Consider the following 24,765-nt stretch of genomic DNA (forward strand, 5'->3'; position numbering starts at 1 on the left):
ATTCACGTGATAAGTGCTAGCAAGGCGATACCTTGACTCGTCTAACCCTCGCGTTAGATGTAATGGGCGGGGATTTCGGTCCATCCGTCACAGTGCCTGCTTCATTGCAGGCACTTATCTCTAATTCTGAATTAGACCTTCTTCTGGTCGGCATTCCCGACGACATCACACCTTTTTTAGCCAAAGCCGATCCTTCTCTTTTAGAACGAATTCGGATAATTCCTGCTGAGTCCGTTATAGCCAGCGACATGCGCGCGTCGCAAGCTATACGTGCCAGTAAAGGAAGCTCAATGCGTGTGGCGCTGGAATTGATCAAAAGTGGTGATGCGCAGGCGTGCGTCAGCGCGGGAAATACCGGCGCGTTAATGGGATTAGCGAAACTGGTTGTAAAACCCCTGGAAGGTATTGAGCGCCCGGCGCTGATGAGCGTATTGCCCAATCAGCAGCGTAGTAAAACGGTGGTGCTCGATCTGGGGGCTAACGTTGAGTGTGACAGCACGATGCTGGTTCAGTTTGCCGTGATGGGGTCAGTAATGGCGGAGCAGGTGGTGAGTATCAGTAACCCCCGCGTTGCCTTACTGAACATCGGTGAAGAGGAAAGCAAAGGGCTGGATAACATCCGTGAAGCCGCAGCTATTTTAAAAAAAACCACCTCTATCAACTATATCGGCTATCTTGAAGGCAATGACCTTCTGACCGGTAAGACAGATGTGATGGTGTGTGATGGTTTCGTCGGAAACGTTACGCTCAAAACCATGGAAGGTGTAATAAGGATGTTTTTGTCACTGTTAAAATCCTCTGGAGAGGGTGGCAAGAAGGCCTGGTGGTTGAAGTGGTTAGGTCGGATTTTACAGAAGAAATTGCTAAAGCGTTTTAGCCATCTCAACCCCGACCAGTATAATGGCGCATGTTTGTTAGGATTACGGGGCATCGTTATTAAAAGCCACGGTGGAGCAAATCAGCGCGCGTTTGCTGTTGCTATCGAACAGGCTGTGCAGGCGGTGCAGCGGCAGGTCCCTCAGCGGATTGCCGCGCGCCTTGAAGCTGTATTACCCAAGAGTGACTGATCGTACATGTATACAAAGATTCTCGGTACGGGGAGCTATTTGCCCGTGCAAGTTCGGTCCAACGCCGACTTAGAAAAAATGGTGGATACCTCCGACGAGTGGATTGTCACCCGCACAGGTATTCGTGAACGTCGTATCGCTGCTCCGGATGAGACTGTGGCCACAATGGGCCTGCACGCAGCAGAAAAAGCACTTGAAATGGCCGGCGTCAGCGCAAGCGACGTGGGTTTAATCATTGTTGCAACAACCTCATCTTCACATGCATTCCCAAGCTCAGCCTGCCAGTTACAGAATATGCTGGGCATTAAGGATTGCGCAGCGTTCGATCTGGCTGCTGCATGCGCAGGTTTCACCTATGCGCTGAGTGTAGCCGATCAGTACATCAAGAACGGTGCGGTAAAACATGCGCTGGTGATCGGTTCAGATGTACTGTCGCGTAAACTCGATCCTCAGGATCGCGGTACGGTGATTCTGTTTGGTGATGGTGCCGGTGCGGTCTTGCTCGGCGCATCCGAAGAACCAGGCATCATTTCCACCCATATGCACGCCGACGGACATTATGGCAATCTGCTGACGTTACCGTATCCAAGCCAGACGGAGCCGGAAAAACCTGCTTACGTCACCATGGCGGGGAACGAAGTCTTCAAAGTGGCGGTCACTGAACTGGCGCACATTGTTGATGAAACACTGACGGCCAATAACCTGGATCGCTCTGAACTCGACTGGCTGGTGCCGCATCAGGCTAACCTGCGCATCATCAGTGCCACAGCGAAAAAGCTGGGCATGGGGATGGATAAAGTTGTGGTTACGCTGGATCGTCATGGCAACACGTCAGCGGCCTCCGTGCCAGCGGCATTTGATGAAGCGGTACGTGACGGCAGAATTCAGCGCGGGCAATTAGTGTTGCTTGAAGCATTTGGCGGTGGCTTTACCTGGGGCTCGGCGCTGGTTCGTTTTTGATTTAACAGGATCATAAAAAATGACAAATATTGCAGTTGTTTTCCCTGGTCAGGGTTCTCAAACTCTCGGTATGTTGGCGGATTTAGCCGCTGCATATCCGGTGGTAGCAGAAACATTTGCCGAAGCCTCTTCGGTGCTGGGGTACGATTTATGGCAGCTGGTGCAAGAAGGACCAGTTGAAGAGTTGAACAAAACCTGGCAGACACAGCCTGCGTTGCTGGCTGCTTCCGTGGCTATCTGGCGTGTGTGGCAACAACAGAACGGTGCTAAACCCGTTCTGATGGCAGGTCATAGCCTCGGTGAATATTCTGCGCTGGTTTGTGCCGGTGTTCTGGATTTCAAACAGGCTATTTCTCTGGTTGAACTGCGTGGCAAATTGATGCAGGAAGCTGTTCCTGCTGGCACCGGTGCGATGTATGCCATCATCGGTCTGGATAACGACGCCATTGCAAAAGCGTGTGAAGATTCTGCCCAGGGTCAGGTTGTTTCTCCGGTGAACTTCAATTCGCCGGGGCAGGTTGTGATTGCGGGTAACAAAGAAGCCGTAGAGCGTGCCGGGGCTGCCTGTAAAGCCGCGGGTGCAAAACGCGCCTTACCGTTACCTGTCAGCGTGCCGTCTCACTGTGCTTTAATGAAGCCAGCAGCAGATAAAATGGCCGTAGCACTTGAAAACATTACCTTCAGTGCACCACAGTTCTCTGTGGTCAACAACGTGGATGTTAAAGTAGAATCCTCGCCTGACGCGATCCGCAGTGCATTAATTCGTCAGCTATACAGCCCGGTACGCTGGACTGAATCTGTCGAATTCATGGCGGCTCAGGGTGTAGAGCAGTTGGTCGAAGTAGGGCCTGGTAAGGTGCTGACAGGGCTGACGAAACGTATTGTTGATACCCTGACGGCTGTCGCAGTGAACGACACTGCAAGCTTGACAGCGGCGCTGGAACAGTAAAAAGAGGATATTATGAGCTTCGAAGGCAAAATTGCACTGGTAACAGGTGCCAGCCGTGGTATTGGCCGCGCTATCGCAGAAAAACTGGTTGCTGGCGGCGCGAAAGTGATCGGCACGGCGACCAGCGAGAAAGGTGCTGAAGCGATCGGTGAATATTTAGGCGATAAAGGCAAAGGTATTATGCTCAATGTGGTTGATTCTGCATCTATTGAGCAAGTATTGACGACGATTCGAGCTGAATTTGGCGAAATTGATATTTTAGTTAATAATGCCGGCATTACCCGTGATAACCTTCTCATGCGTATGAAGGATGATGAGTGGCAGGATATCCTGGATACAAACCTGACTTCAGTGTTTCGGCTGTCAAAAGCTGTCATGCGGGCTATGATGAAGAAACGGTGTGGACGGATTATTACAATTGGTTCCGTTGTTGGCACCATGGGTAACGCAGGGCAGGCGAACTACGCGGCGGCTAAAGCTGGCTTGATTGGTTTTAGTAAGTCTTTGGCGCGTGAAGTTGCTTCACGTGGCATTACTGTCAACGTCGTGGCTCCCGGCTTTATTGAGACGGATATGACAAGGGCGTTGACAGATGATCAACGCGCAGGCATTTTGTCATCAGTTCCAGCCAACCGGTTGGGCGATGCCAAAGAAATTGCCAGCGCCGTTGCTTTTTTAGCCTCTGACGAGGCCAGCTATATCACCGGTGAAACATTACATGTCAATGGCGGCATGTACATGATTTAAAAATTACGAAATTATTTGCGTTTTTTGCGGTAAAAACCGCAAAATAGAGCAAATTCGTGGTTTGAACAGCCTGGATTTAGTTGCATCTTTTTCAACATTTTATACACTACGAAAACCATCGCGAAAGCGAGTTTTGATAGGAAATTTAAGAGTATGAGCACTATCGAAGAACGCGTTAAGAAAATCATCGTTGAACAGCTGGGTGTTAAACAGGAAGAAGTAGTGAATGCTGCATCTTTCGTAGACGACCTTGGCGCTGATTCTCTCGACACCGTTGAGCTGGTTATGGCTCTGGAAGAAGAGTTTGATACCGAGATCCCTGACGAAGAAGCTGAAAAGATCACTACTGTTCAGGCAGCAATTGATTTTATCAACGCTAGCCAACAGTAAGCGTACATGCTTTAAGTTTAGATAGTTAGGCGGTCATTTGACCGCCTAAGTTTTTTTTATCCCACGGTATTACTACTTTTTTCCCTCCCTGGAGGACACCCGTGTCTAAGCGTCGAGTTGTAGTGACTGGACTGGGCATGCTGTCTCCTGTCGGCAATACTGTAGAGTCCACTTGGAACGCTCTCCTTGCCGGTCAGAGTGGCATTAGCCTGATCGACCATTTTGATACTAGCGCCTACGCAACACGGTTTGCAGGCTTAGTTAAAGATTTCAACTGTGAAGAGTTCATCCCGCGCAAAGATGCCCGCAAGATGGATGCCTTTATTCAGTATGGTATTACCGCCGGTATTCAGGCGATGCAAGACTCAGGGCTAGAAGTGACGGCTGAGAACGCGCCCCGCATTGGTGCGGCGATCGGTTCCGGTATCGGCGGGCTTGGTCTGATAGAAGAAAACCATTCCTCATTGGTTAACGGCGGACCACGCAAAATCAGTCCTTTCTTCGTTCCTTCCACCATCGTAAACATGATCGCAGGCCATTTGAGCATTATGTTTGGATTGCGTGGACCGAGCATTTCTATTGCTACAGCCTGTACTTCTGGCGTACACAACATTGGCCATGCGGCACGTATTATCGCGTATAACGACGCTGACGTGATGCTGGCAGGCGGCGCAGAAAAAGCCAGTACCCCTTTGGGTGTGGGTGGTTTTGGCGCGGCCCGTGCGTTATCGACGCGCAATGACAACCCTCAGGCGGCAAGTCGCCCTTGGGATAAAGATCGTGATGGTTTCGTACTGGGTGACGGCGCAGGCATTATGGTGCTGGAAGAGTATGAACACGCCCGCAAACGTGGGGCGAAGATTTACGCTGAGATCGTCGGTTTTGGCATGAGCAGCGACGCCTTCCATATGACCTCACCACCGGAAGACGGTGCAGGTGCTGCGCTGGCAATGGAAAATGCGTTACGTGATGCAGGTATTTCTGCCTCTTCTGTGGGTTATATCAACGCGCACGGCACATCCACCGCTGCGGGAGATAAAGCCGAGGCTCAGGCGGTGAAATCTGTCTTTGGTGCGGATGCGCATCGCGTGCTGGTCAGTTCCACTAAGTCGATGACCGGACACTTGTTAGGCGCTGCCGGCGCGGTAGAATCTATCTTCACGGTTCTGTCGTTGCGCGATCAGGCGGTTCCTCCAACCATCAACCTGGATAATCCGGATGAAGGTTGTGACCTTGACTTCGTGCCTCACGAAGCACGTCAGGTCAAAGATATGGAGTACACGTTGTGTAACTCATTCGGATTCGGTGGCACCAATGGTTCACTGGTGTTCCGTAAGATCTGAGTCAGTCGGTGATGACTGAAATAGAAGGCCCGTTGATCGGGCCTTTTTGCTGTCTGGATGAAAGGGCGCCCTCAAACGGCAGTTCAACAGAATGCGTGTTGATGCCAGCTGTATATTGCAGTGCGGTAAAGTCGGAATGCTCCACTTGCTGAGATGAGCCTGCTCCCGCAGGCTCTGCTGACAGAAATTTTGATGCCCGGAGGGTGTAACCATGTGGATTAACGGTGTGGTGACAAATGCATTGCCGGCAGGCGACCGGGCGGTGCAGTTTGGCGACGGGTGCTTTACAACCGCGCGGGTGATTGAGGGAGACATTCAGTTTCTGCCCTTACACATTGCCCGCATGCAGCGAGCCGCCAGCGCCCTCAGTATTACTCAGGCTGACTGGCAGGCGCTTGAGTCCGAAATGATGCAGGCCGCGTCGGGACATGCTCAGGGCGTGGTGAAAGCGATCCTCACCCGCGGTCAGGGAGGGCGCGGTTACAGCGCCGCAGGATGCAGTGCCCCATCGCGCATTGTCTCTTTCTCAGATTATCCTGCCCATTATCACCTGTGGCGTGAGCAGGGCGTGAAGCTCATATCAAGCCCGGTCACGTTAAGCAAAAATTCATTGCTGGCCGGTATCAAACATCTAAACCGGCTTGAACAGGTCATGATCCGCATGCATCTTGACCAGACGGACGCCAATGAGGCACTGGTGGTTGACACTTCCGGTTGCCTGGTGGAATGCTGTGCGGCCAATTTATTCTGGCGCAAGGGGAATCGCGTTTACACCCCGGATTTATCGCAGTCCGGTGTGGACGGCATTATGCGCCAGCACATTATTCGGGAGCTGCGTACAAGGTCAGACTGGACAGTCGATATTGTCAGTGAAACGCCGGAAACACTGGCCGATGCTGATGAGATCCTGATTTGTAACGCATTAATGCCATTATTACCGGTGACGCAAGTGAATGAACGCCATTATTCCTCGCGACATTTATACGATTTCCTGCGCCACAGTTGTTAAAAAGTGAACAATCTATGACACACAAAAAAACTAAAATCCTCGCCCTGATTGTCCTGATCCTGCTCGGGATGGCGGCATTTTCCTACCATAAAGTGAAACAGTTCGCTGACCGTCCGATTAACGTCAGCAGTGAAACCATTTTTACCCTGCCAGCGGGCACCGGGCGCGTGGTGCTGGAAACATTACTGATCGATAAAAAACTCATGAAGCCCAATCCGTGGTTTCCATGGTTGTTGCGCCTTGAGCCTGAACTGAGTGAATTCAAAGCGGGCACTTACCGTTTTGAGAAAGGTATGACCGTGCGCCAGATGCTCGAGTTGCTGAAAAGTGGCAAAGAAGCGCAGTTCAGCATTCGTTTCGTCGAAGGCTTTAAGCTCAGTGACTGGATGAAGGTTCTGGATAATTCAGAGTTTATTAAACACGAATTAAAAGGCAAAAGCGGGGAAGAGATCGCCGCAGCGCTGGGCATGACCGACACGAAAAATGCCGAAGGTTGGTTGTATCCTGATACCTATCACTACACGGCGGGCATGACAGATTTATCGCTGCTTAAACGTGCGCACGTGCGCATGGAAAAAACCGTTGCGGATATCTGGAAGGAGCGCGCGGATGCCTTACCCTATAAAACGCCTGCTGAGTTGGTGACAATGGCGTCAATCATCGAAAAGGAAACGGCAGTCAAGGGTGAACGCGCAGAAGTGGCATCGGTATTCATTAACCGTTTGCGCATTGGAATGCGTTTACAAACCGATCCGACGGTCATTTATGGCATGGGCGAAAGTTATACCGGCAATATTCGCAAAAAAGATCTCGAGACACCAACGCCTTACAATACCTACGTCATTTCCGGTTTGCCGCCTTCGCCCATTGCGATGCCAAGTGAAGCTTCTCTTCAGGCTGCGGCACACCCTGCAAAAACGCCCTATCTTTACTTTGTCGCTGACGGCAAAGGCGGGCATACTTTCAGCACTAACCTTGTGAATCATAACAAGGCGGTTCGCGTGTATTTAGAGGCTCTGAAGAATAAGAATGAAAAGTAACTTCATTGTAATTGAAGGCCTTGAAGGGGCGGGCAAAACGACCGCTCATGAAGTGGTTGTGAATGCGTTACGCCAACATGGTGTCGAAGAAATTGTTTTTACCCGTGAACCCGGCGGCACGCCGCTGGCGGAAAAGCTGCGGGATTTATTTAAACGCGGCGTGGACGGTGAAAAACCTACCGTGAAAGCTGAAGTGCTGATGCTCTACGCAGCGCGTGTTCAGCTGGTTGAGACGGTGATCCTGCCCGCTCTGGCGCGCGGCGCATGGGTGGTGGGGGATCGTCATGATCTTTCTTCCCAGGCCTATCAGGGCGGTGGCCGGGGTATCGATGCGGCGCTGATGAGTTCGCTGCGTGACACCGTACTGGGTGACTTTCGTCCCGATCTGACGCTCTATCTTGACCTTCCACCCGCGCTTGGCCTGCAACGAGCCCGCGCCCGTGGCGAGCTGGATCGTATTGAGCAGGAAGCCTTGCCGTTTTTCGAACGCACGCGTGCCCGTTATCTGGAACTTGCTGGTCAGGACAGCCGCATCAAAACCATTGATGCCTCTCAGACTATCGAACAGGTGACTGCGTCTATCGAACAGACGCTGAAAAACTGGTTCGATGAACAATCATTGGCGCAAGGCCGCGCATCATGAGCTGGTATCCGTGGCTCAGCGCCCCCTATCGTCAGCTGATTGGACAGTATCAGACCGGCCGGGGCCATCACGCCGTACTGATGCATGTTGCGGCAGGCATGGGCGACGATGCGCTGGTCTACGGGCTAAGCCGCTGGTTGTTGTGTCAGCATAAAGACGGCGAGAAAAGCTGCGGCAAATGCCACAGCTGCCAGCTGATGATCGCCGGAAACCACCCTGACTGGCATGTGCTGCAGCCCGAAAAGGGCAAAAGCTCACTGGGTATTGATCCGGTGCGTCAGCTGATTGAGACGCTCTACAACTATTCGCAGCAGGGCGGGGCGAAAGTTGTGTGGATCCCGCAGACTGAATTACTCACGGAAGCGGCAGCCAATGCTTTGCTCAAAACGCTGGAAGAACCTCCGGCCGGAACCTATTTTCTGCTGGGCTGCCGTGAACCTTCTGCGTTACTGGCGACTATCCGCAGCCGCTGTTTCTACTGGCATCTGCCGGTGCCCGAAGAAGCATTGTCGGTTCAGTGGATCAACCGTCAGCTCAGCGCAGATGTGATAACGGTCAGAACCGCATTACGCCTGACTCAGGGGGCGCCTCTTTCTGCGCTCGAACTGTTGCAGCCGGAACGCTGGAAACAGCGTCTGGCGCTATGCCAGCAGCTTTTCACCCAGTGTCAGCAGCAGGATATGTTGGCTCTGCTGCCACAGCTGAACCATGATGATGCCGCAGACCGCATCAGCTGGCTGGCTTCGCTGCTGCTGGATGCCATCAAATGGCAGCAACAGGCTGCGCAGTTTATCGTTAATCATGACCAGCAACCTCTGATCGCGTTGCTTGCCAGCGCGCAGTCCAATGCGTCACTGCAACAATCCGTATCGGCATGGATGCAGTGCCGTCAGCAGTTGCTCTCCATTACAGGTGTGAACCGCGAACTGCTGCTGACGGAACAATTGCTCGAATGGGAACATATGTTGCAGGGCGCAGTTGTCCCTTCTTACTTCAGTTCTGACCTGTCGCGCTGAACCCCACTTTCAATCGTAATGAGTTAACCACTATGTTTTTAGTCGATTCCCATTGTCACCTCGACAGCCTGGATTATAACGAACTGCATTCCGGCGTGGACAACGTGCTGGAAAAGGCCCGTGAGCGTGATGTGAAATTCATGCTGGCGGTCGCCACCACGCTGCCTGGCTATGAGGCGATGACCCAACTGATTGGCGATCGCCCTGATGTGGCGTTTTCCTGCGGTGTACATCCTCTGAATATTGATGACGGTTATGACTTTGCGGAACTGCGCCGTCTGGCCGCCAGCCCGAAAGTGGTAGCGATGGGCGAAACCGGTCTGGACTATTTCTATCAGAAAGAAGCGCACCAGCTGAAGTTGCAGCAGGACTCTTTTCGCGAGCACATCCGCATTGGCCGTGCGCTGAATAAACCGGTGATCGTCCATACCCGCGATGCCCGCCAGGACACGCTGGATATTCTGAAAGAAGAGAATGCCGGGGAATGCGGAGGCGTTCTGCACTGTTTCACTGAAGATTTGCCGACAGCAGAATTCCTGCTGGATCTGGGTTTTTACATTTCCTTCTCCGGCATCGTGACGTTCCGCAATGCCGAAGCCTTGCGCGAAGTTGCCCGCTACGTGCCGCTGGATCGTCTGCTGGTGGAAACTGACTCGCCGTATCTGGCACCGGTGCCTCATCGTGGAAAAGAAAATCAGCCTGCTTACGTGCGTGATGTTGCCGAATACATGGCGGTGCTTAAAGGCGTCAGTCTGGAGCAACTGGCAGAGGCGACAACTCAGAACTTTTCACGATTATTTCATGTCGACACTTCCTCCTTGATCTAGGCTGTAGCTTAGTCATATTCGCTGGATTTATTTTTCACCTCGTAATTAATCGTCTGAATGAGGTATCTTGGCACCGTTTTTCGGTTGTCGGGAAAGCCTCATTCGGATTTTTCGTGTGAAAGTGACGGTTTTTAATCCAGTTTTTCAGCATTTTTCAGAAAAACGTGACTGCCATCAAACATTAACAAAGGGATTTATTTTACCCTGCGTAAAAATTAAAAGGGGTGCTCAGACACCCGACGGCAACGGGGTTTCAGACCGCTTGCTACGCGGTGAGTTATCAGGCTACACCGCATGAAGTATCAAAAAGCATCATTACTCAGGAGCACACTCAATTATGTTTAAGAACGCGTTTGCAAACCTTCAGAAGGTCGGTAAATCGCTGATGTTGCCAGTCTCCGTACTGCCAATCGCAGGTATTCTGCTTGGCGTCGGTTCTGCAAACTTTAGCTGGCTTCCGCTGATCGTTTCTCATGTCATGGCCGAGGCTGGTGGTTCAGTCTTCGCTAACATGCCTCTGATCTTCGCTATCGGCGTTGCTTTAGGCTTTACGAACAACGACGGTGTTTCTGCACTGGCGGCCGTTGTGGCATACGGCATCATGGTCAAAACCATGGCGGTTGTGGCTCCACTGGTTCTGCATTTACCGGCTGAAGAAATTGCAGCCAGCCATCTGGCGGACACCGGCGTACTGGGCGGTATTATCTCCGGTGCGATTGCGGCATACATGTTCAACCGTTTCTACCGCATCAAGCTGCCTGAATATCTGGGTTTCTTCGCGGGCAAACGTTTTGTGCCAATCATTTCCGGTATGGCGGCGATTATTCTGGGTGTGGTTCTGTCCTTCATCTGGCCTCCTATCGGCAGCGCGATCCAAACCTTCTCCCAATGGGCTGCTTACCAGAACCCGGTAGTGGCATTCGGTATCTATGGCGTGGTAGAACGCGCACTGGTTCCGTTTGGTCTGCACCATATCTGGAACGTTCCTTTCCAGATGCAAATCGGCGAGTACGTCAACTCTGCGGGCCAGGTGTTCCACGGCGACATCCCACGTTACATGGCGGGTGACCCGACTGCGGGTAAACTGTCTGGTGGCTTCCTGTTCAAAATGTACGGTCTGCCGGCAGCTGCTGTGGCTATCTGGCACTCAGCGAAACCTGAGAACCGTGCAAAAGTCGGCGGCATCATGATCTCCGCTGCACTGACTGCGTTCCTGACCGGTATCACTGAGCCGATCGAATTCTCCTTCATGTTCGTTGCGCCGATCCTGTATGTGATCCACGCGATTCTGGCAGGTCTGGCGTTCCCAATCTGTATCCTGTTGGGGATGCGTGACGGCACCAGCTTCTCACACGGTCTGATCGACTTCATCGTGCTGAGCGGCAACAGCAGCCGCATCTGGCTGTTCCCAGTGGTGGGTGCGGTTTATGCGGTAGTTTATTACAGCATCTTCCGTTTCCTGATTGCCAAACTGGATCTGAAAACGCCAGGTCGTGAAGACTCTGCAAGCGAAACCACGACTCAGGGCGGTTCAGAAATGTCTGCGTCTCTGGTTCAGGCTTTCGGCGGCAAAGACAACATCACCAACCTGGATGCCTGTATCACCCGTCTGCGTGTCAGCGTGGCTGATATTTCCAAAGTTGATCAGGCTGGCCTGAAAAAACTGGGTGCAGCCGGTGTGGTTGTGGCAGGTTCTGGTGTTCAGGCAATCTTTGGTACCAAGTCTGACAACCTGAAAACCGATATGGATGAGTACATGCGCAGCCATTAATGCTGAGCGGTACCTGTTCTGAGAAAGGAGGCTTCGGCCTCCTTTTTTCATGCCTGCGATTTAAGGCAAGGGCGTGCGCGGGCTTAGGCTGACGCTTTCTGCGGCAATTAAGCAGCTAAAAGCGTAATCAGGTTGAAAGGAATGGAAATTCTGACCCATACTGCGTACATCGCTTTTTACTTTGTTAAGGACAGTTAAGATGGCCGAAGAGACAATTTTCAGCAAAATTATCCGCCGTGAAATTCCTGCCGATGTGGTTTATCAGGATGAACTGGTCACCGCGTTCCGCGACATTTCTCCTCAGGCGCCAAGCCATATTCTGATTATCCCGAACGTGCTGATCCCGACCATGAATGATGTGGATGCCACGCACGAAGCAGCGCTTGGCCGCATGATGATCGTGGCGGCGAAAATTGCAGAGCAGGAAGGGATTGCTGAAAGCGGCTATCGCCTGATCGTGAACTGCAACCGTGACGGCGGGCAGGAGGTTTATCATATTCATATGCACCTGGTCGGTGGCCGCGCGCTGGGTCCATTGCTGTCACGTCAGTAAGGATAAAAAATGCGATTTTTGATGGCAATATTGCCGGTGCTTTTGTTGATAGGGTGCAGCAGTCGTCCGGGCATTGCGCTGAATAATCAACAAAAAGTGGTCATGGAATCGCCCGTGCTGACGGCAGGGATTATCCCCAGCTCGCCCTCTGTCGGTGAATCCGGTGGACAAAAGCAAGCCACCAGTACGCTTAATAACAACCAGCCGCACGCCGTGACGTTGCATTACCGTTTCTTCTGGTACGACAAGCAAGGGCTGGATTTACTGCCCGTTGCCGAACCCAGAACGGTCACCGTGCCTGCCAACAGCAGTCTGGAAGTCAGTTCCCTGAATGGTAATCTTGATGCGGACAGCGTGCGTCTTTACCTTTATCTCTAATGTTCTCGACGGAGTAGGTTGATGAAAAAGTATTTCCTCATTGTGGCAATGGCCGCATTGATCCTCGGCGGTTGTACATTGCCAAACCAGCAACAGCCACAGCAGCCGGAACAACCCCAGCAACCGCAGCAGCCTCAGCCGCCGGTGAATCCGCCGGTGCCAGAGCAACCGACCGTTCCTCCTGTTCCTCAGCCTCCTAAGTTTGCCAACATTGACTGGACAGCCACTGTTCAACCGATGCTGGCGAAAATGCTGAAAGCAGATGGCGTTCAGTCAGGCAGTGTTCTGCTGGTCGACAGTGTGAAAAATAGCACCAACGGCTCATTGCAAACCGCCAAAGCCACCGATGCTTTACGCACGGCGCTGGCGAACAACACGACCTTCCAGGTGATCCCGGCTGAACAGCTGGCTTCTGCCAAACAATCGCTGGGGTTATCGCCGGATGACAGCCTGGCGTCAGTCAGCAAGGCCATCGGTCTGGCCAATATCGTCAAAGCGCAGTACGTGCTCTACAGCACGGTGAGCGGCGATGTGAAATCACCGACCATGTCCATGCGTTTGATTACCGCGCCGAGCGGTGAAATTGTCTGGTCTGGCCGTGGCGCCGTTCAGAATTAACGCGCAATTACAGCAACTGATTGAACAGCATTATCCGGCGGTGAAAACCGCCGGTTTTCATTTGTCGCCGGTGGCCGGTCTGACGGGGGAGAGCTGGAAAATCAGCTCTCCTGCCGGTGATTTACTGGCGCGATATCAGTCACCTGATCGTCAGATTTCCGGAGCGGACAGACGCCGCGAACATCGTGTTTTGCGGCATATCGCCCGGCATTATCCCGGCCCCTGTGTCAGACTTTATTCACCGCCGTGGTTGCTGGTGGACTGGATCAACGGCACACCGCTGACCGGGCAGGCTTTTGCCGCCACGGCCGGGCAGCAGGCGCTGAGCGAGAGTCTGGTGTTACTGCATCAGTTGCCTCTGTCGGGTTACCGGCTGAATTTACATCAGCAATTTGCCCGTTACTGGCAGCACGTGGACCGCCGTCGTCTGACGCCGCGCTGGTTGCGATGGCATAAAAAGATGATGCGTACGCCGCCTCCCGCGCCGCTGCGGTTATCCCTGGTTCACATGGATATTCACGCCGGCAACGTGCTGGCAACGCCGCAGGGGCTGCGGCTGATTGACTGGGAATACGCCGCTGACGCTGACATCGCGCTGGAGCTGGCTGCCATTATTCGGGGCAACGGCTGGAGTTTTGCTCAACAGCGCGCGTTTTTACAGCGCTACGTGTCCGCGGGCGGTTATCGGGATTTAGCGCTTTTACAGCAGCAGGTCAACCGCTGGTTACCCTGGGTGGATTACCTGATGCTGATGTGGTTTGAAGTGCGCTGGCAGCAAACCGGCGAGCTGAAATATTGTGAATGGGCCCAGCCGCTGCACCGCCAGCGTTGAACTGCGCCTGTGATGAATGCTGAATTGCTTATCTGAATTGATTGAAAAGGAGTGGCCATCTTGTTGGGACCTGTAATGCTGGATGTGGCTGGCTATGAGCTGGATGCCGAAGAACGTGAAATTTTGCAGCATCCGCTGGTTGGCGGGCTGATTTTATTTACCCGTAACTATCACGACGTCGAACAGTTGCATGAACTGATCCGTCAGATCCGTGCGGCATCGCACGACCGGCTGGTGCTGGCGGTGGATCAGGAAGGCGGCCGCGTGCAGCGTTTTCGTGACGGGTTCACCCGTCTGCCCGCCGCGCAATCTTTTGCCGCGCTGAATGCGCCTCAGGAAGCGGGGAGGCTGGCGCAGGAAAGCGGCTGGCTGATGGCATCTGAAATGATTGCGATGGATATCGACATCAGTTTCGCACCGGTGCTGGATATCGGACATATCAGCGCCGCCATTGGTGAACGTTCCTTCCACGCAGAGCCGCAAAAAGCGCTGGAGATGGCCGAACGCTATATTCTCGGGATGCATTCTGCCGGTATGAAAACCACCGGCAAACATTTCCCGGGGCATGGCGCGGTCAGCGCTGACTCTCATAAAGAGACACCGCGTGACGATCGTCCGCTGGAAGAAATCCGCGAGCACGACATGGCGATTTTCCGTCAGCTCAACCAGCGTAAATTGCTGGATGCGGTCATGCCTGCGCACGTGATTTATACCCAGGCCGATCCACGACCGGCCAGCGGTTCGCCTTACTGGTTGCAGGAAATCTTGCGCAAGGAACTGAAGTTTGACGGCGTGATTTTCTCTGACGACATCTCGATGGAAGGCGCGGCCATCATGGGCACGTATCCGGAGCGGGCACAGGCTTCGCTGGATGCGGGTTGCGATATGATCCTTGCCTGTAACAACCGTCAGGGCGCGGTCAGCGTGCTCGATAACCTGTCGCCGGTCAACGCAGAGCGTGTTGCACAGTTGTATCATCGCGGCCGGTACAGTGGAAAAGAGGCCCGTCAGGATTTGCTCAATTCAACCCGCTGGCAGCAGGCAAACCGTGACTTAACGGCGCTCGATGCCCGTTGGCAGGAACACAAACAGGCTGCCCGGTAACGGTTTTCGGACCGCAGAGGGTGTCAACGCACATTCAGGATGAGGTAAACGATGATTATCTATTTGCATGGTTTCGATTCAACCAGCCCCGGTAACCACGAGAAGGTTTTACAGCTTCAGTTTATTGACCCGGACGTGCGCTTTATCAGTTACAGCACGCTGCATCCACGCCATGACATGCAGCATCTGCTGAAAGAAGTCGATAAAGTGCTGCACGAAACGCAGGATCCGCACCCGCTGATTTGCGGCGTCGGCCTCGGGGGGTTCTGGGCGGAGCGCATTGGTTTCCTGTGCGGTATCCGCCAGGTGATGTTCAATCCGAATTTATCTCCGCAGGACAATATGGCCGGAAAGATTGACCGTCCCGAAGAGTATGAAGACATTGCCACCAAGTGCATCAGCGATTTTCGTGAGAAAAACCGCGACCGCTGCCTGGTGATTCTGTCCCGCGAAGACGGCGTGCTCGACAGCAGCAAGACGGCCGAGAAATTGCATCATTATTATCCTGTGGAATGGGACGAAAAACAGAGCCATAAATTCAAGGATATCTCGAGGCATTTGCAGCGGATCAAAGCCTTCAAAACCATCGCCTGAAGATGTTTATATCCCATCAAAACCACTGCCCCACGCGGTGGTTTTTTTATGGGCGGCAGAGAGCATCGGGTGGTGTTTTCACGCGGAACGCGCTAACTGCCTGATTTAAAAATGTCAAAATGCGTGCCATTTCATCAGGACAATCAGACCAAATCATTTTAAATTGACCTACATCAATTTTGGTATGACCAAATCACCACGCATGATATCCTCCCACTCAGATACCGAATTAACTTAAGCAACCCTATGTAATATAAGGATTATTTTTTAACTCTTATATAACAAATGGTTCACATTTGAGGGGGTCATTTTGACATCACCAATGAAGAAAATTGTCATAATTGGCGGCGGCGCTGGCGGTCTGGAACTGGCGACCAGCCTCGGGCATAAGCTTGGCCGTAAAAAGAAAGCGGAGATCATTTTGGTCGACCGTAATCACAGCCACCTGTGGAAACCACTGTTGCATGAAGTGGCTACCGGCAGCCTGGATGATGGTGTTGATGCCCTGAGCTATCTGGCGCATGCACGTAACCACGGTTTCACGTTCCAGATTGGTTCACTGACCGATATCGACCGTGAAAATAAGACCATCAAACTGGCTGAAATTTGCGACGAAAACGGCGAAATGCTGGTGCCTGTGCGTGATATCGCTTATGACCAGCTGGTCATGGCGCTGGGCAGTACCTCTAATGACTTCGGCACGCCGGGCGTGAAAGACCACTGCATCTTCCTGGACAACCCGCATCAGGCGCACCGTTTCCACAACGAAATGCTGAATTTGTTCCTCAAATTCTCAGCCAGCGCAGATAAGCAAAAGAAAGTGAACATTGCTATCGTCGGCGGCGGCGCGACCGGCGTTGAACTGTCTGCTGAACTGCATAATGCGGTGAAACAGCTGCACAGCTACGGCTTTAAAGGGCTGGACAGCGAAGCGCTGAACGTCACGCTGGTCGAGGCCGGTGAACGTATTCTGCCGGCATTGCCACCGCGTATTTCTGCGGCGGCCCATCAGGAGCTGACCAAGCTGGGCGTGCGTGTTCTGACCCAAACGATGGTCACCAGTGCGGATAAAAACGGTCTTAACACCAAGTCTGGCGAATTCATTGATGCCGATCTGATGGTCTGGGCGGCGGGTATCAAAGCCCCTGATTTCATGAAAGACATCGCCGGGCTGGAAACTAACCGTATCAATCAGCTGGTGGTTGAGCCAACGCTGCAAACCACACGCGACCCTGACATTTATGCGATCGGTGATTGCGCATCCTGCCCGCAGCCCTCAGGTGGTTTTGTGCCGCCGCGCGCGCAGTCAGCGCATCAGATGGCATCACGTTGCTTTGCTAATATCATGGCGCAGCGCAAAGGTCAGAGCCTGAAACCTTATGTCTACAAAGATCATGGTTCACTGGTGTCTCTTTCCCGTTTCAGCACCGTCGGCAGCCTGATGGGCAACCTGATGCGCGGTTCGATGATGGTGGAAGGGCGTCTGGCGCGCCTGGTGTATGTGTCGCTTTACCGTATGCACCAGATTGCGTTGCACGGTTACATCAAAACCGGCCTGATGATGCTGGTAGGCGGAATCAACCGGGTGATCCGCCCGCGTCTGAAACTGCACTGATTTTTTTGACCGACCGCTGAATCGTTTCCTCACGGTTTGGTCACTGAAAGCCTGCTTCCCGCAGGCTTTTTTATTGCTGACCAGATGCTCCTGCCAACGAAAACTAGTTTGTCCGCTAAGAATGCTCTGAAACACCTCGTTACACCCGCATTTCTCTCACTTACAGACTTCGTCTTATTGTTCCTTAACCATTCCAGGTACAAACTTTAACAAGTTTACAGCCGGCGATTCACGCACGCCGAACCTCAGGATGTGAAGTTTTCCACTGAGGTATGTGTCCTGAGTCAGGCGCAATATGCGTGGTAACATTTTCGGAGGAAGTCCTGTGAACAAGTCAATGTTAGCTGGGGTCGGTATTGGTGTGGCTGCGGCATTAGGCATTGCCGGTGTGGCGAGCATGAATGTCTTTTCATCTGACCCGCAATACGCGCAGGTTGTCAGCGCGACGCCAATTAAAGAAACCATCAAAACGCCGCGTCAGGAATGCCGCAATGTTACCGTGACTCACCGTCGTCCTGTTCAGGATGAGCATCAGATCGCCGGCTCCGTGCTGGGCGCTGTCGCGGGTGGCGTTCTGGGGCATCAGTTTGGTGGCGGTCGTGGCCGTGATGTGGCGACAGTTGCCGGTGCGCTGGGCGGTGGCTATGCGGGTAACCGTGTACAGAGCAGCATGCAGGATAACGATACCTACAGCACGCAGCAGCAACGTTGTAAAACCGTCTACGACAAAGAAGACAAAATGCTCGGTTATGATGTGACCTATAAAATAGGCGATCAGCAGGGCAAAGTGCGTATGGACCACGATCCGGGCACACAAATCCCGCTGGATAAAAGCGGTCAGTTGCAGCTTACCCGTTCCTGATACCGGTAAGTGGGAAATAAAAGCCTGAGGCGCAAACCTCAGGCTTTTTTATGTCTCTGACGACGTGCTCAGGCCGCAGTATCCGCTGCATTCAGGCCGTTTTTGTGTTTCACAATATCGGCCATGACGGCCAGCGCAATCTCAGCGGGGGTTTTGCTGCCAATGGGCAAGCCGACGGGGGCATGAAGACGGGCGAAATCCTCAGCGGAAAAATCCGCAATGGTTTGCAGGCGTTCACGACGGCGGATGCTGTTGCGTTGTGAACCCATTGCGCCAATGTAAAACGCTGGTGTATTCACTGCCTCCATGAGCGTCAGGTCATCCATGCGCGGATCATGGGTGAGGGCGACTATCGCCGTATTGGCATGGCAACCCTGTAACTCGAGATATTTTGCCGGAAACTGTTTCTCCAGCCGTATCTCAGCTTTGAGCGCAGGCAGAAAATTTTCCAGCACCTCTTCACGGCATTCGCACACCACCACGTCAAAGCCCAGCGCACAGGCAAAGTCTGCGCAGTAGATCGCGACGGTTGAAAGCCCGGCAATCAGCAAACGCGGCGGTGCCGCCAGGTGTAATCTGACGCAGTCACCGTCACGCATCACCTGGGTGGCGCTGTGATAGCCCGTGAGCGCCAGATGATCGCAGGCGGCGGGCAGGGTGAGTGATTTATCCAGCGCAAAATGTCCGGCCAGCGCCATCCCCATTTTTTGCAGATAATCCAGATTGCCCTGCGTTGCGGGCAGATATTCGATCAGCACATCCAGCGACCCGCCACAGGGCAGGGCGACATCGGGGGTTAACCCGCCGTCACCGTAACGCACAATCTGGCTGGCCTGCTGATAGTCTCCGGCTGCAATGCGCCGTAAGAAATCCTCTTCGACACATCCGCCTGACAGCGAACCGCAGTAGCGGCCATTGCCGGTCGCCGCCAGTAAGGCACCGGGCGCACGCGGGGAGGAACCGTACGTCGTCAGAACAGTACACAACCACACCGGCTGATGCGTCAGCCATTCATGCGCCTGAGAAATTACCTGATTATCAAGATGCTGCATGCGGAGATCCGTTTGAAAAAAGCGCAGAAAGAGAAAGTTGTTCCGGCAAATCGATGTCGGTGATCACGGCGGGCGTTGTGACATCCAGGCGTAACAGCGGCTGGCTGCGGATAAGTTCCCTGGCATCATGGTCACCGTGCAGTTGTAAAAGGGCGTCCCGCATCTGGCGGGCAAAACCCACCGGATGTCCCGGCTGATTTTGCCAGTAAGGCCGAACCACGGGCTTCAGAGGCAGGGAAGCGGCCACGGCGGCAAAAATATCCGGCGTGACGAAAGGCATATCGGCAAGATGAACCAGCCACCCGTCCCAGTCTGGCGTATCGCGCACCCCGGCCGCGACTGAACCTCCGGTGCCGGCGCTCTGTGTCAGCGTGAAAGGCACCCCTTCACGCAGGCAACTTGCCTGAACCTGACTGTTTTCAGCACGCGTAACCACGCGCACCGGCAGCCCGCTGCTCAGCACCTGACGGAGGGTGAGGTCAAAAAGGGTGGCAGCATTTTGTGCTGTTTGGGTCAAAATTGCATTCAGCTTGTTACCTGTGCCTCCGGCGGCGATAAACCGGCTCCCCAGCCCTGCGGCGAGAAGAATAATACCTGCCATTTTCCTTGCATCCCTTTTGTACATTGTTTGCGCAACAGGATTAATTATCCCATTTTATTGCGCAAAATTGTGAACGAAATATTAAAAATGTGTATTACGTCATTACTTAGCGCAACATGACTGCCTATAATCGCCCGCGTTAAACGGTATTTTTAGAATTTATGACAAATTGTAAAAGCGCCGCACTATAAGAAAGACAATAAGAAGCAAGGAACTTTATGAGCAATTTCAACCCGTCCAGGCGGCGCTTTGTTAAAGGCGCTGTGATCGCTGGTGTCTCCGTTTATCTCGCGCCGCTGCACAGTCGTGCATACGCTGCGCTGTTCGAAGAAAAAATTCTGCAATCGCCACAATGGGACGCACAAAACAAACGCGTTCGTTTCCGCATTGACGGAAAGGCGAAAGTCATGGGGCAGAAGGTTTTTGCCCGCGATATCCGCGCGCAGGACATGCCGCACTGGCCGCAAAAACAGGCGCATGCCTTTATCCTTCGCGTGACCCAGGCCGACAAAATTTATGCCGGGTTAGACCTCTCTCTGCTGGGCGATGATTTGCAGCCCGATCAGCTGGTGACCGCTGATGTACTGGCGCGTGACGGCCTGGCCTTCCCGGCATTCTATGGTGAAGACATGCTGCTGCCGGAAGGCAAAACCCCGGCTTATCTGGGGCAGGCGGTGGCGATTCTGGTGTATCAGGATTTCGCGAAATTCCGCTTCGCCAAAAACGCCCTCAAGTTCAAAGACAGCGTGGTGCGCTACGGTGAGAAGACCGGCCCGCTGGAAAGGGATCCCTGGGGAACCTTCCGCTTTGTGCGCGTAGGGGGTGAAACCGCCTTTGAAGACGATAAATTCTCCAGCCTGAAAGACATGCCGGTTTTCCCGGTCAGTATGCGTAAACATCTGCCGGTGTGGCCGGAAGGGCGCGAGGGCGGTAAGTTGGATGAACAGGGCATGTTCTACGCCGGGGAAATGGCCGATGAGCTCAACTCTCCGCCGCAGGACTGGCTGGTGATGTCGCGCAAATTCACCACGCAATCCGTCGATACTTCCGCCCTCGAGCCGGATAACGCCAACGGCTGGTACGATGCGGCAACGCAAACGCTGCATATGGTGGTGCCAACCCAGTCGCCGCAGGAAGTGGCCGACGAAATGCCACGCATGATGGCGAAATCGCACCGCACGGTAAAAACGCTGATTATGCATCCCTGCTACACCGTCGGCTATGGCTCGAAAGATCACTACAACTTCCCGTATTACGGTGCCGTCGCGGCGATGTACGGCGACGGTTTGCCGGTGCGTCTGGCCAATGACCGCTTCGAGCAGTTCCAGTCTTCCCTCAAACGCCACGCGTTTGATATGAATTACGACATCGCGGTTAACCGTGAAACCGGCATGTTGCAGTCATTCCACGCGGCAATGACCGCAGACGGCGGCGGGCGCAGTAACTTTACGCCGTCGGTGGTGATGGTGGGCGCGACCGCTGCGCAGTCGATTTACTACTTCCCGAAAAGTGATCTTTCAGCTGTCGGGCTGGCGTCGCGCGCGCTGGACGCCGGTTCAGCGCGCGGCTACGGCACGCTGCAAAGCATGGCCGCCACCGAAATGATGATGGATGAACTGGCCGCCGAACTGAAACTGGATCCGATTGCGTTCCGTCTGCGCAACGTCCTGAAATCAGGCATGAAAAACACTCAGGGCGCTATTCCTGCGGGCGCAATTCGCGCTGATGAAGTGCTGGAAAAAGCCGCTGTTCATCCGTTATGGACGCAGCGCCAGAAGCGCAAAGCCGAATACGAAAGCCAGAATCCGGGTAAACGTTATGGCGTCGGTTTTGGTTGCGTGCAGAAAGACTTCGGCACCGGCGCGGAAACCTCTTTCGCTCGCGTCGAACTCAGTGAAAAAGGCGAAATCAGCCTGTGGCACAGCGGCGCAGAAATGGGGACGGGGATGTCCACGTCGCAATCCGTGTTGTGCGCCGAATGGCTGGGGAAACCGGCTGAACAGGCGCATTTCTCAGTGACCGACTGGTCGGTATTGCCGGTGGAAACCAGCGGCGACCCGTACATGATGTCGCAGGAAGAGCAGGACAAATTGCAAACCAATCCGCGCTGGTCGCCGTCTTATTGCTCGCCGTCCAGCGCCAGTAACTCCGCCTATTATTTCTCCCACAGCACCCGCGAAGCCGCGCGTCTGATTTTCGACCAGGGGTTATGGCCTGCGGCGATGGCTATCTGGCAAACCGGCATCGGCGGCGGACAGGCCGCGCCGTACATCGTGCGCAAGGAAGATGCCCGCTGGGTTGAAGGCGGCCTGACCGCCAACGGCATGCAAATTCTCAGCCTCGAAACGTTGGCGAAAAAAGTCTACGAAATGAACGGCATGACCGGCACGGCGGTACACGTTTTCAACCGCTGGCAATGGGCGGAAGCCGATTTCACACTGAACACGGTGCGCCAGCGCATTCCGGTGGATGGCCTGGCGGTGCGAAACGGTGCGGGCGAGTTCCGCACGCTGGCGCGTGACGCGGTGTATTATCCGCCGACGCAGCGTAACAACGCCTCCGTGACCTATTACAGCGCGGTCGGCACCCTGGCTGAAATCGCGGTGGACATTGCCACCGGCAAGGTCGAATTACTCACCCACCATTCCATTATGGAGTGCGGCAATCTGATCGTGCCTGAGCTGGTGTCCGGCCAGTTGCAGGGCGGGCTGGCGATGGGGATCGGCCACGCATTGCACGAGTATTTACCGCTGTACGAAGACGGGCCGGGCAACGGAACCTGGAATTTCAACCGTTACCATTTGCCGCGCGCCAGCGATGTGGCGGTCTGGAAACAGACCAGCGACATCCTGCCTGCGCTGTCGGAAACCGATCCGCCGAAAGGCATGGCCGAAGTGGTGATGATCCCGGTCGTCGCCGCGCTGGTGAACGCCATCGCCCATGCCACCGGCCACCGTTTCCGTGATTTGCCCGTTCGTGCTGAAAATATTCGTGAGGTTTTACAATGAGCATCCCAACTAAGCCCTTAGAGCTGACCATTAACAATCAACATTACGGCCCGCTGGACGTACCTGAAGGCCTGATGATGATCGACTTCCTGCACGAATACGTCGCGCTGACCGGCTGCCGCCTCGGCTGCGGTCAGGGTATCTGCCATGCCTGTGTGGCTATTCTCGATCACGACAGCGGCACCAGCGAAGAGGTGCGTACCTGCATTACCGGCGCGCATTTTTTCAACGGCAAAAAAGTCCGTACCGTGGAAGGCCATGCCAAAACCGATGATAAGGGCGACGTGACGCTGTCCCCGGTTCAGCAGGCGTTTCTGGAACATTACAGTTTCCAGTGTGGCTACTGCACCCCCGGTTTTGTGAATGCCGCGACGCTGTTGCTTGAACGCCTGGAAAAACATCCGATTGCGCTCAACGAGCTGGAAGGTGCTATCAACGGTGCGCTGGAAAACCACATCTGCCGCTGTACCGGCTATGTGCGTTACTACGAAGCGGTGCGTGATGTTGTGCTGAAAACGCCGGGTCTGATCAGGGAGCACGCGTGATGAAAAAACGTCTTTTCCTCGCGCTGCTGGCGGTGATTATCATCGTTATTGCGGTGTTGTGGTGGCGGGAAAACCGCACGCTGGATGCACCGGTGCAGAAAGTGACGGCGGACACTGCGCAGACAGAACGTGGCCGCTATCTGGTGCAGGCGTCTGACTGCGCGGCCTGCCACACGGCCTCCGGCGGCGCACCGCTGGCGGGCGGTTATCCGCTGGAAACGCCGTTCGGCAAAATCTTCGGCAGCAACCTGACGCCGTCTGCTGACGCCGGTATCGGCCGCTGGACCTCTGAGGATTTCTATCTGGCGCTGACCAAAGGCGTGGCGCCGGGCGGGCGTCATCTGTATCCGGCGATGCCTTACACCTCGTACAAAGGCGTGACCCGTCAGGATTCTGACGATATGTATGCGTTTCTGATGACGCGCCCGGTGGTGGATTTGCCGGTGCCGGAAAACGAAATGCCATTCCCGTTCAATCAGCGCATGGCGATGATTGGCTGGAATCTGTTGTTCCGCACGTCTGACCCGATGCCAGCCAGCTCGCAGGGGCATTCTGCCGACTGGCAGCGCGGGAAATACCTGACGGACGTGCTCGGCCACTGTGGCGAATGCCATACGCCGCGCGGCAAACTCGGCCAGATGGACACGGAGAATAACCTGAAGGGCGGGACACTCGGGCGCATCACCGCACCGGCGATCACCACGGATGCACTGGCGCAGCGTGGCTGGAATCCGGCCGATCTGAGCCGTTTTCTTGCCACCGGTTTTGCACCCCAGGGCTCAGCGTTTGATGAGATGCACAAGGTTATTGATCTCAGCACCCGTCATCTGACTGAAGAAGATCATCGCGCCATTGTCACTTATTTACTGGGCGACAAGCCGCCCGCAGCGGTACCGGTGAGCATCGCGCAGGGCGGCAATGACGCTGGCCGGATCACTTATCTCGACCAGTGTTCCGGTTGCCATATGGCTGACGGCGCAGGCAAACCGCATGTTGCGGTGGCGATGCAAAACAACGCCACTTTGCGCCAGCCTGATGGTCGCAACCTGATCGTTTCAGTGCTCGACGGTTTACCGGCGCAGGAATTCCCGAACGGTGAAAGCATGCAGTCCATGCCGGGTTTTGCTGACCGACTGAACGACGCGCAAATCGCTGAAATGGTGAATTACCTGCGTGTGACTTTTGGTGGCCTGCCGGGAGATATCACGCCGGAACAGGTGAAAGCCCTGCGTAAGCCATAG

26 protein-coding genes are annotated in these 24,765 nt (G+C 54.1%); 24 read left to right on the top strand and 2 right to left on the bottom strand.

What is annotated here, in order from left to right:
- The first annotated feature begins 32 nt into the window (after positions 1-32).
- The 21 genes from plsX (at position 33) to ACQZQY_RS12715 (ending at position 18,318) form a co-directional block, all read left to right on the top strand.
- The gene (gene plsX, locus ACQZQY_RS12615) at positions 33-1,067 is read left to right on the top strand and encodes a phosphate acyltransferase PlsX (protein ID WP_431295710.1); all 1,035 of its coding nucleotides are present in this window, start codon (positions 33-35) and stop codon (positions 1,065-1,067) included.
- Between the two features lie 6 nt (positions 1,068-1,073).
- Entirely contained in the window at positions 1,074-2,027 is a 954-nt protein-coding gene (locus ACQZQY_RS12620) for a beta-ketoacyl-ACP synthase III (protein ID WP_056778754.1), read from the top strand.
- A gap of 19 nt (positions 2,028-2,046) precedes the next feature.
- On the top strand, positions 2,047-2,976 hold the full coding sequence (gene fabD, locus ACQZQY_RS12625) for an ACP S-malonyltransferase (protein WP_431295711.1): 930 nt from the start codon (positions 2,047-2,049) through the stop codon (positions 2,974-2,976).
- A 12-nt stretch (positions 2,977-2,988) separates the two neighbouring features.
- Positions 2,989-3,723, top strand: a complete 735-nt coding sequence (gene fabG / locus ACQZQY_RS12630) for a 3-oxoacyl-ACP reductase FabG (protein WP_431295712.1) — start codon at positions 2,989-2,991, stop codon at positions 3,721-3,723.
- Between the two features lie 153 nt (positions 3,724-3,876).
- Entirely contained in the window at positions 3,877-4,113 is a 237-nt protein-coding gene (acpP, locus tag ACQZQY_RS12635) for an acyl carrier protein (protein WP_015690190.1), read from the top strand.
- 101 nt (positions 4,114-4,214) lie between these two features.
- Positions 4,215-5,456, top strand: a complete 1,242-nt coding sequence (gene fabF / locus ACQZQY_RS12640; protein ID WP_072158133.1) for a beta-ketoacyl-ACP synthase II — start codon at positions 4,215-4,217, stop codon at positions 5,454-5,456.
- A 211-nt stretch (positions 5,457-5,667) separates the two neighbouring features.
- The gene (gene pabC, locus ACQZQY_RS12645; protein WP_431295713.1) at positions 5,668-6,465 is read left to right on the top strand and encodes an aminodeoxychorismate lyase; all 798 of its coding nucleotides are present in this window, start codon (positions 5,668-5,670) and stop codon (positions 6,463-6,465) included.
- Positions 6,466-6,479: 14 nt separating this feature from the next.
- Positions 6,480-7,505 (top strand): endolytic transglycosylase MltG, encoded by a 1,026-nt coding sequence (mltG, locus tag ACQZQY_RS12650; RefSeq protein ID WP_056778769.1) that lies wholly within the window; start codon positions 6,480-6,482, stop codon positions 7,503-7,505.
- Positions 7,495-8,148 (top strand): dTMP kinase, encoded by a 654-nt coding sequence (gene tmk / locus ACQZQY_RS12655; protein ID WP_217204814.1) that lies wholly within the window; start codon positions 7,495-7,497, stop codon positions 8,146-8,148. Before mltG ends, tmk begins: the two co-directional genes overlap by 11 nt.
- Positions 8,145-9,164 carry a DNA polymerase III subunit delta' gene (gene holB, locus ACQZQY_RS12660; protein WP_122095737.1) on the top strand — a complete coding sequence of 340 codons (1,020 nt, stop codon included), beginning with the start codon at positions 8,145-8,147 and terminating at the stop codon, positions 9,162-9,164. The genes tmk and holB overlap by 4 nt, the downstream gene beginning before the upstream one ends.
- 32 nt (positions 9,165-9,196) lie before the next feature.
- Entirely contained in the window at positions 9,197-9,991 is a 795-nt protein-coding gene (locus ACQZQY_RS12665; protein ID WP_183846415.1) for a metal-dependent hydrolase, read from the top strand.
- A gap of 67 nt (positions 9,992-10,058) precedes the next feature.
- The gene (locus tag ACQZQY_RS12670; protein ID WP_136376920.1) at positions 10,059-10,289 is read left to right on the top strand and encodes a hypothetical protein; all 231 of its coding nucleotides are present in this window, start codon (positions 10,059-10,061) and stop codon (positions 10,287-10,289) included.
- A 39-nt stretch (positions 10,290-10,328) separates the two neighbouring features.
- Positions 10,329-11,762, top strand: a complete 1,434-nt coding sequence (ptsG, locus tag ACQZQY_RS12675) for a PTS glucose transporter subunit IIBC (protein ID WP_056778775.1) — start codon at positions 10,329-10,331, stop codon at positions 11,760-11,762.
- 199 nt (positions 11,763-11,961) lie between these two features.
- Positions 11,962-12,315: a purine nucleoside phosphoramidase gene (gene hinT / locus ACQZQY_RS12680; protein ID WP_431295714.1), complete on the top strand. Its 354-nt coding sequence runs from the start codon at positions 11,962-11,964 to the stop codon at positions 12,313-12,315.
- 9 nt (positions 12,316-12,324) lie between these two features.
- A complete protein-coding gene (locus tag ACQZQY_RS12685) occupies positions 12,325-12,693 on the top strand; it encodes a YcfL family protein (protein ID WP_056778777.1) in 369 nt (122 codons plus the stop codon).
- A gap of 21 nt (positions 12,694-12,714) precedes the next feature.
- Positions 12,715-13,311, top strand: coding sequence for a penicillin-binding protein activator LpoB (gene lpoB / locus ACQZQY_RS12690; protein WP_056778781.1), 597 nt, complete (start codon positions 12,715-12,717; stop codon positions 13,309-13,311).
- Positions 13,292-14,143, top strand: coding sequence for a phosphotransferase (locus tag ACQZQY_RS12695; protein ID WP_431295715.1), 852 nt, complete (start codon positions 13,292-13,294; stop codon positions 14,141-14,143). Before lpoB ends, ACQZQY_RS12695 begins: the two co-directional genes overlap by 20 nt.
- Before the next feature lie 75 nt (positions 14,144-14,218).
- Positions 14,219-15,247, top strand: coding sequence for a beta-N-acetylhexosaminidase (gene nagZ / locus ACQZQY_RS12700; protein ID WP_122095735.1), 1,029 nt, complete (start codon positions 14,219-14,221; stop codon positions 15,245-15,247).
- A gap of 51 nt (positions 15,248-15,298) precedes the next feature.
- On the top strand, positions 15,299-15,841 hold the full coding sequence (gene ycfP, locus ACQZQY_RS12705; protein ID WP_431295716.1) for an alpha/beta hydrolase YcfP: 543 nt from the start codon (positions 15,299-15,301) through the stop codon (positions 15,839-15,841).
- Positions 15,842-16,151: 310 nt separating this feature from the next.
- Positions 16,152-17,456, top strand: coding sequence for an NAD(P)/FAD-dependent oxidoreductase (locus ACQZQY_RS12710; protein ID WP_056778787.1), 1,305 nt, complete (start codon positions 16,152-16,154; stop codon positions 17,454-17,456).
- Between the two features lie 325 nt (positions 17,457-17,781).
- Complete coding sequence (locus ACQZQY_RS12715) at positions 17,782-18,318, top strand: glycine zipper 2TM domain-containing protein (RefSeq protein WP_056779168.1); 537 nt, start codon at positions 17,782-17,784, stop codon at positions 18,316-18,318.
- A gap of 68 nt (positions 18,319-18,386) precedes the next feature.
- Here ACQZQY_RS12715 and ACQZQY_RS12720 read toward each other — a convergent pair whose 3' ends face one another.
- Both ACQZQY_RS12720 and ACQZQY_RS12725 read right to left on the bottom strand, forming a co-directional pair.
- Positions 18,387-19,370 (bottom strand): XdhC family protein, encoded by a 984-nt coding sequence (locus tag ACQZQY_RS12720; RefSeq protein WP_431295717.1) that lies wholly within the window; start codon positions 19,368-19,370, stop codon positions 18,387-18,389.
- On the bottom strand, positions 19,357-19,971 hold the full coding sequence (locus ACQZQY_RS12725; RefSeq protein WP_421670283.1) for a nucleotidyltransferase family protein: 615 nt from the start codon (positions 19,969-19,971) through the stop codon (positions 19,357-19,359). The genes ACQZQY_RS12720 and ACQZQY_RS12725 overlap by 14 nt, the downstream gene beginning before the upstream one ends.
- A 218-nt stretch (positions 19,972-20,189) precedes the next feature.
- On the opposite strand from ACQZQY_RS12725, the gene ACQZQY_RS12730 reads away from it, so the two are divergent.
- Genes ACQZQY_RS12730 through ACQZQY_RS12740 form a run of 3 tightly spaced genes read left to right on the top strand, consistent with a single transcriptional unit; the run spans position 20,190 to position 24,765 of the window.
- Positions 20,190-22,979, top strand: coding sequence for a xanthine dehydrogenase family protein molybdopterin-binding subunit (locus tag ACQZQY_RS12730; protein ID WP_431295718.1), 2,790 nt, complete (start codon positions 20,190-20,192; stop codon positions 22,977-22,979).
- Positions 22,976-23,524, top strand: a complete 549-nt coding sequence (locus ACQZQY_RS12735) for a (2Fe-2S)-binding protein (RefSeq protein ID WP_217204807.1) — start codon at positions 22,976-22,978, stop codon at positions 23,522-23,524. The genes ACQZQY_RS12730 and ACQZQY_RS12735 overlap by 4 nt, the downstream gene beginning before the upstream one ends.
- Positions 23,524-24,765: a cytochrome c gene (locus tag ACQZQY_RS12740; RefSeq protein WP_431295719.1), complete on the top strand. Its 1,242-nt coding sequence runs from the start codon at positions 23,524-23,526 to the stop codon at positions 24,763-24,765. Before ACQZQY_RS12735 ends, ACQZQY_RS12740 begins: the two co-directional genes overlap by 1 nt.

It is taken from the genome of Rahnella sp. PAMC25559 (assembly GCF_050632365.1).
Lineage (GTDB): Bacteria > Pseudomonadota > Gammaproteobacteria > Enterobacterales > Enterobacteriaceae > Rahnella > Rahnella rivi.

Excerpts from the sequence above, each read along its gene's own strand:
- ACQZQY_RS12620 (WP_056778754.1), top strand. The coding sequence starts at position 1,074 with ATGTATACAAAGATTCTCGGTACGGGGAGCTATTTGCCCGTGCAAGTT.
- ACQZQY_RS12730 (WP_431295718.1), top strand. The coding sequence starts at position 20,190 with ATGAGCAATTTCAACCCGTCCAGGCGGCGCTTTGTTAAAGGCGCTGTG.
- tmk (WP_217204814.1), top strand. The coding sequence starts at position 7,495 with ATGAAAAGTAACTTCATTGTAATTGAAGGCCTTGAAGGGGCGGGCAAA.
- acpP (WP_015690190.1), top strand. The coding sequence starts at position 3,877 with ATGAGCACTATCGAAGAACGCGTTAAGAAAATCATCGTTGAACAGCTG.
- pabC (WP_431295713.1), top strand. The coding sequence starts at position 5,668 with ATGTGGATTAACGGTGTGGTGACAAATGCATTGCCGGCAGGCGACCGG.
- ptsG (WP_056778775.1), top strand. The coding sequence starts at position 10,329 with ATGTTTAAGAACGCGTTTGCAAACCTTCAGAAGGTCGGTAAATCGCTG.
- nagZ (WP_122095735.1), top strand. The coding sequence starts at position 14,219 with ATGCTGGATGTGGCTGGCTATGAGCTGGATGCCGAAGAACGTGAAATT.
- ACQZQY_RS12685 (WP_056778777.1), top strand. The coding sequence starts at position 12,325 with ATGCGATTTTTGATGGCAATATTGCCGGTGCTTTTGTTGATAGGGTGC.
- lpoB (WP_056778781.1), top strand. The coding sequence starts at position 12,715 with ATGAAAAAGTATTTCCTCATTGTGGCAATGGCCGCATTGATCCTCGGC.
- ACQZQY_RS12665 (WP_183846415.1), top strand. The coding sequence starts at position 9,197 with ATGTTTTTAGTCGATTCCCATTGTCACCTCGACAGCCTGGATTATAAC.
- ACQZQY_RS12740 (WP_431295719.1), top strand. The coding sequence starts at position 23,524 with ATGAAAAAACGTCTTTTCCTCGCGCTGCTGGCGGTGATTATCATCGTT.
- ACQZQY_RS12725 (WP_421670283.1), bottom strand. The coding sequence starts at position 19,971 with ATGGCAGGTATTATTCTTCTCGCCGCAGGGCTGGGGAGCCGGTTTATC.
- hinT (WP_431295714.1), top strand. The coding sequence starts at position 11,962 with ATGGCCGAAGAGACAATTTTCAGCAAAATTATCCGCCGTGAAATTCCT.
- ycfP (WP_431295716.1), top strand. The coding sequence starts at position 15,299 with ATGATTATCTATTTGCATGGTTTCGATTCAACCAGCCCCGGTAACCAC.
- ACQZQY_RS12735 (WP_217204807.1), top strand. The coding sequence starts at position 22,976 with ATGAGCATCCCAACTAAGCCCTTAGAGCTGACCATTAACAATCAACAT.
- ACQZQY_RS12720 (WP_431295717.1), bottom strand. The coding sequence starts at position 19,370 with ATGCAGCATCTTGATAATCAGGTAATTTCTCAGGCGCATGAATGGCTG.
- fabG (WP_431295712.1), top strand. The coding sequence starts at position 2,989 with ATGAGCTTCGAAGGCAAAATTGCACTGGTAACAGGTGCCAGCCGTGGT.
- fabD (WP_431295711.1), top strand. The coding sequence starts at position 2,047 with ATGACAAATATTGCAGTTGTTTTCCCTGGTCAGGGTTCTCAAACTCTC.
- mltG (WP_056778769.1), top strand. The coding sequence starts at position 6,480 with ATGACACACAAAAAAACTAAAATCCTCGCCCTGATTGTCCTGATCCTG.
- holB (WP_122095737.1), top strand. The coding sequence starts at position 8,145 with ATGAGCTGGTATCCGTGGCTCAGCGCCCCCTATCGTCAGCTGATTGGA.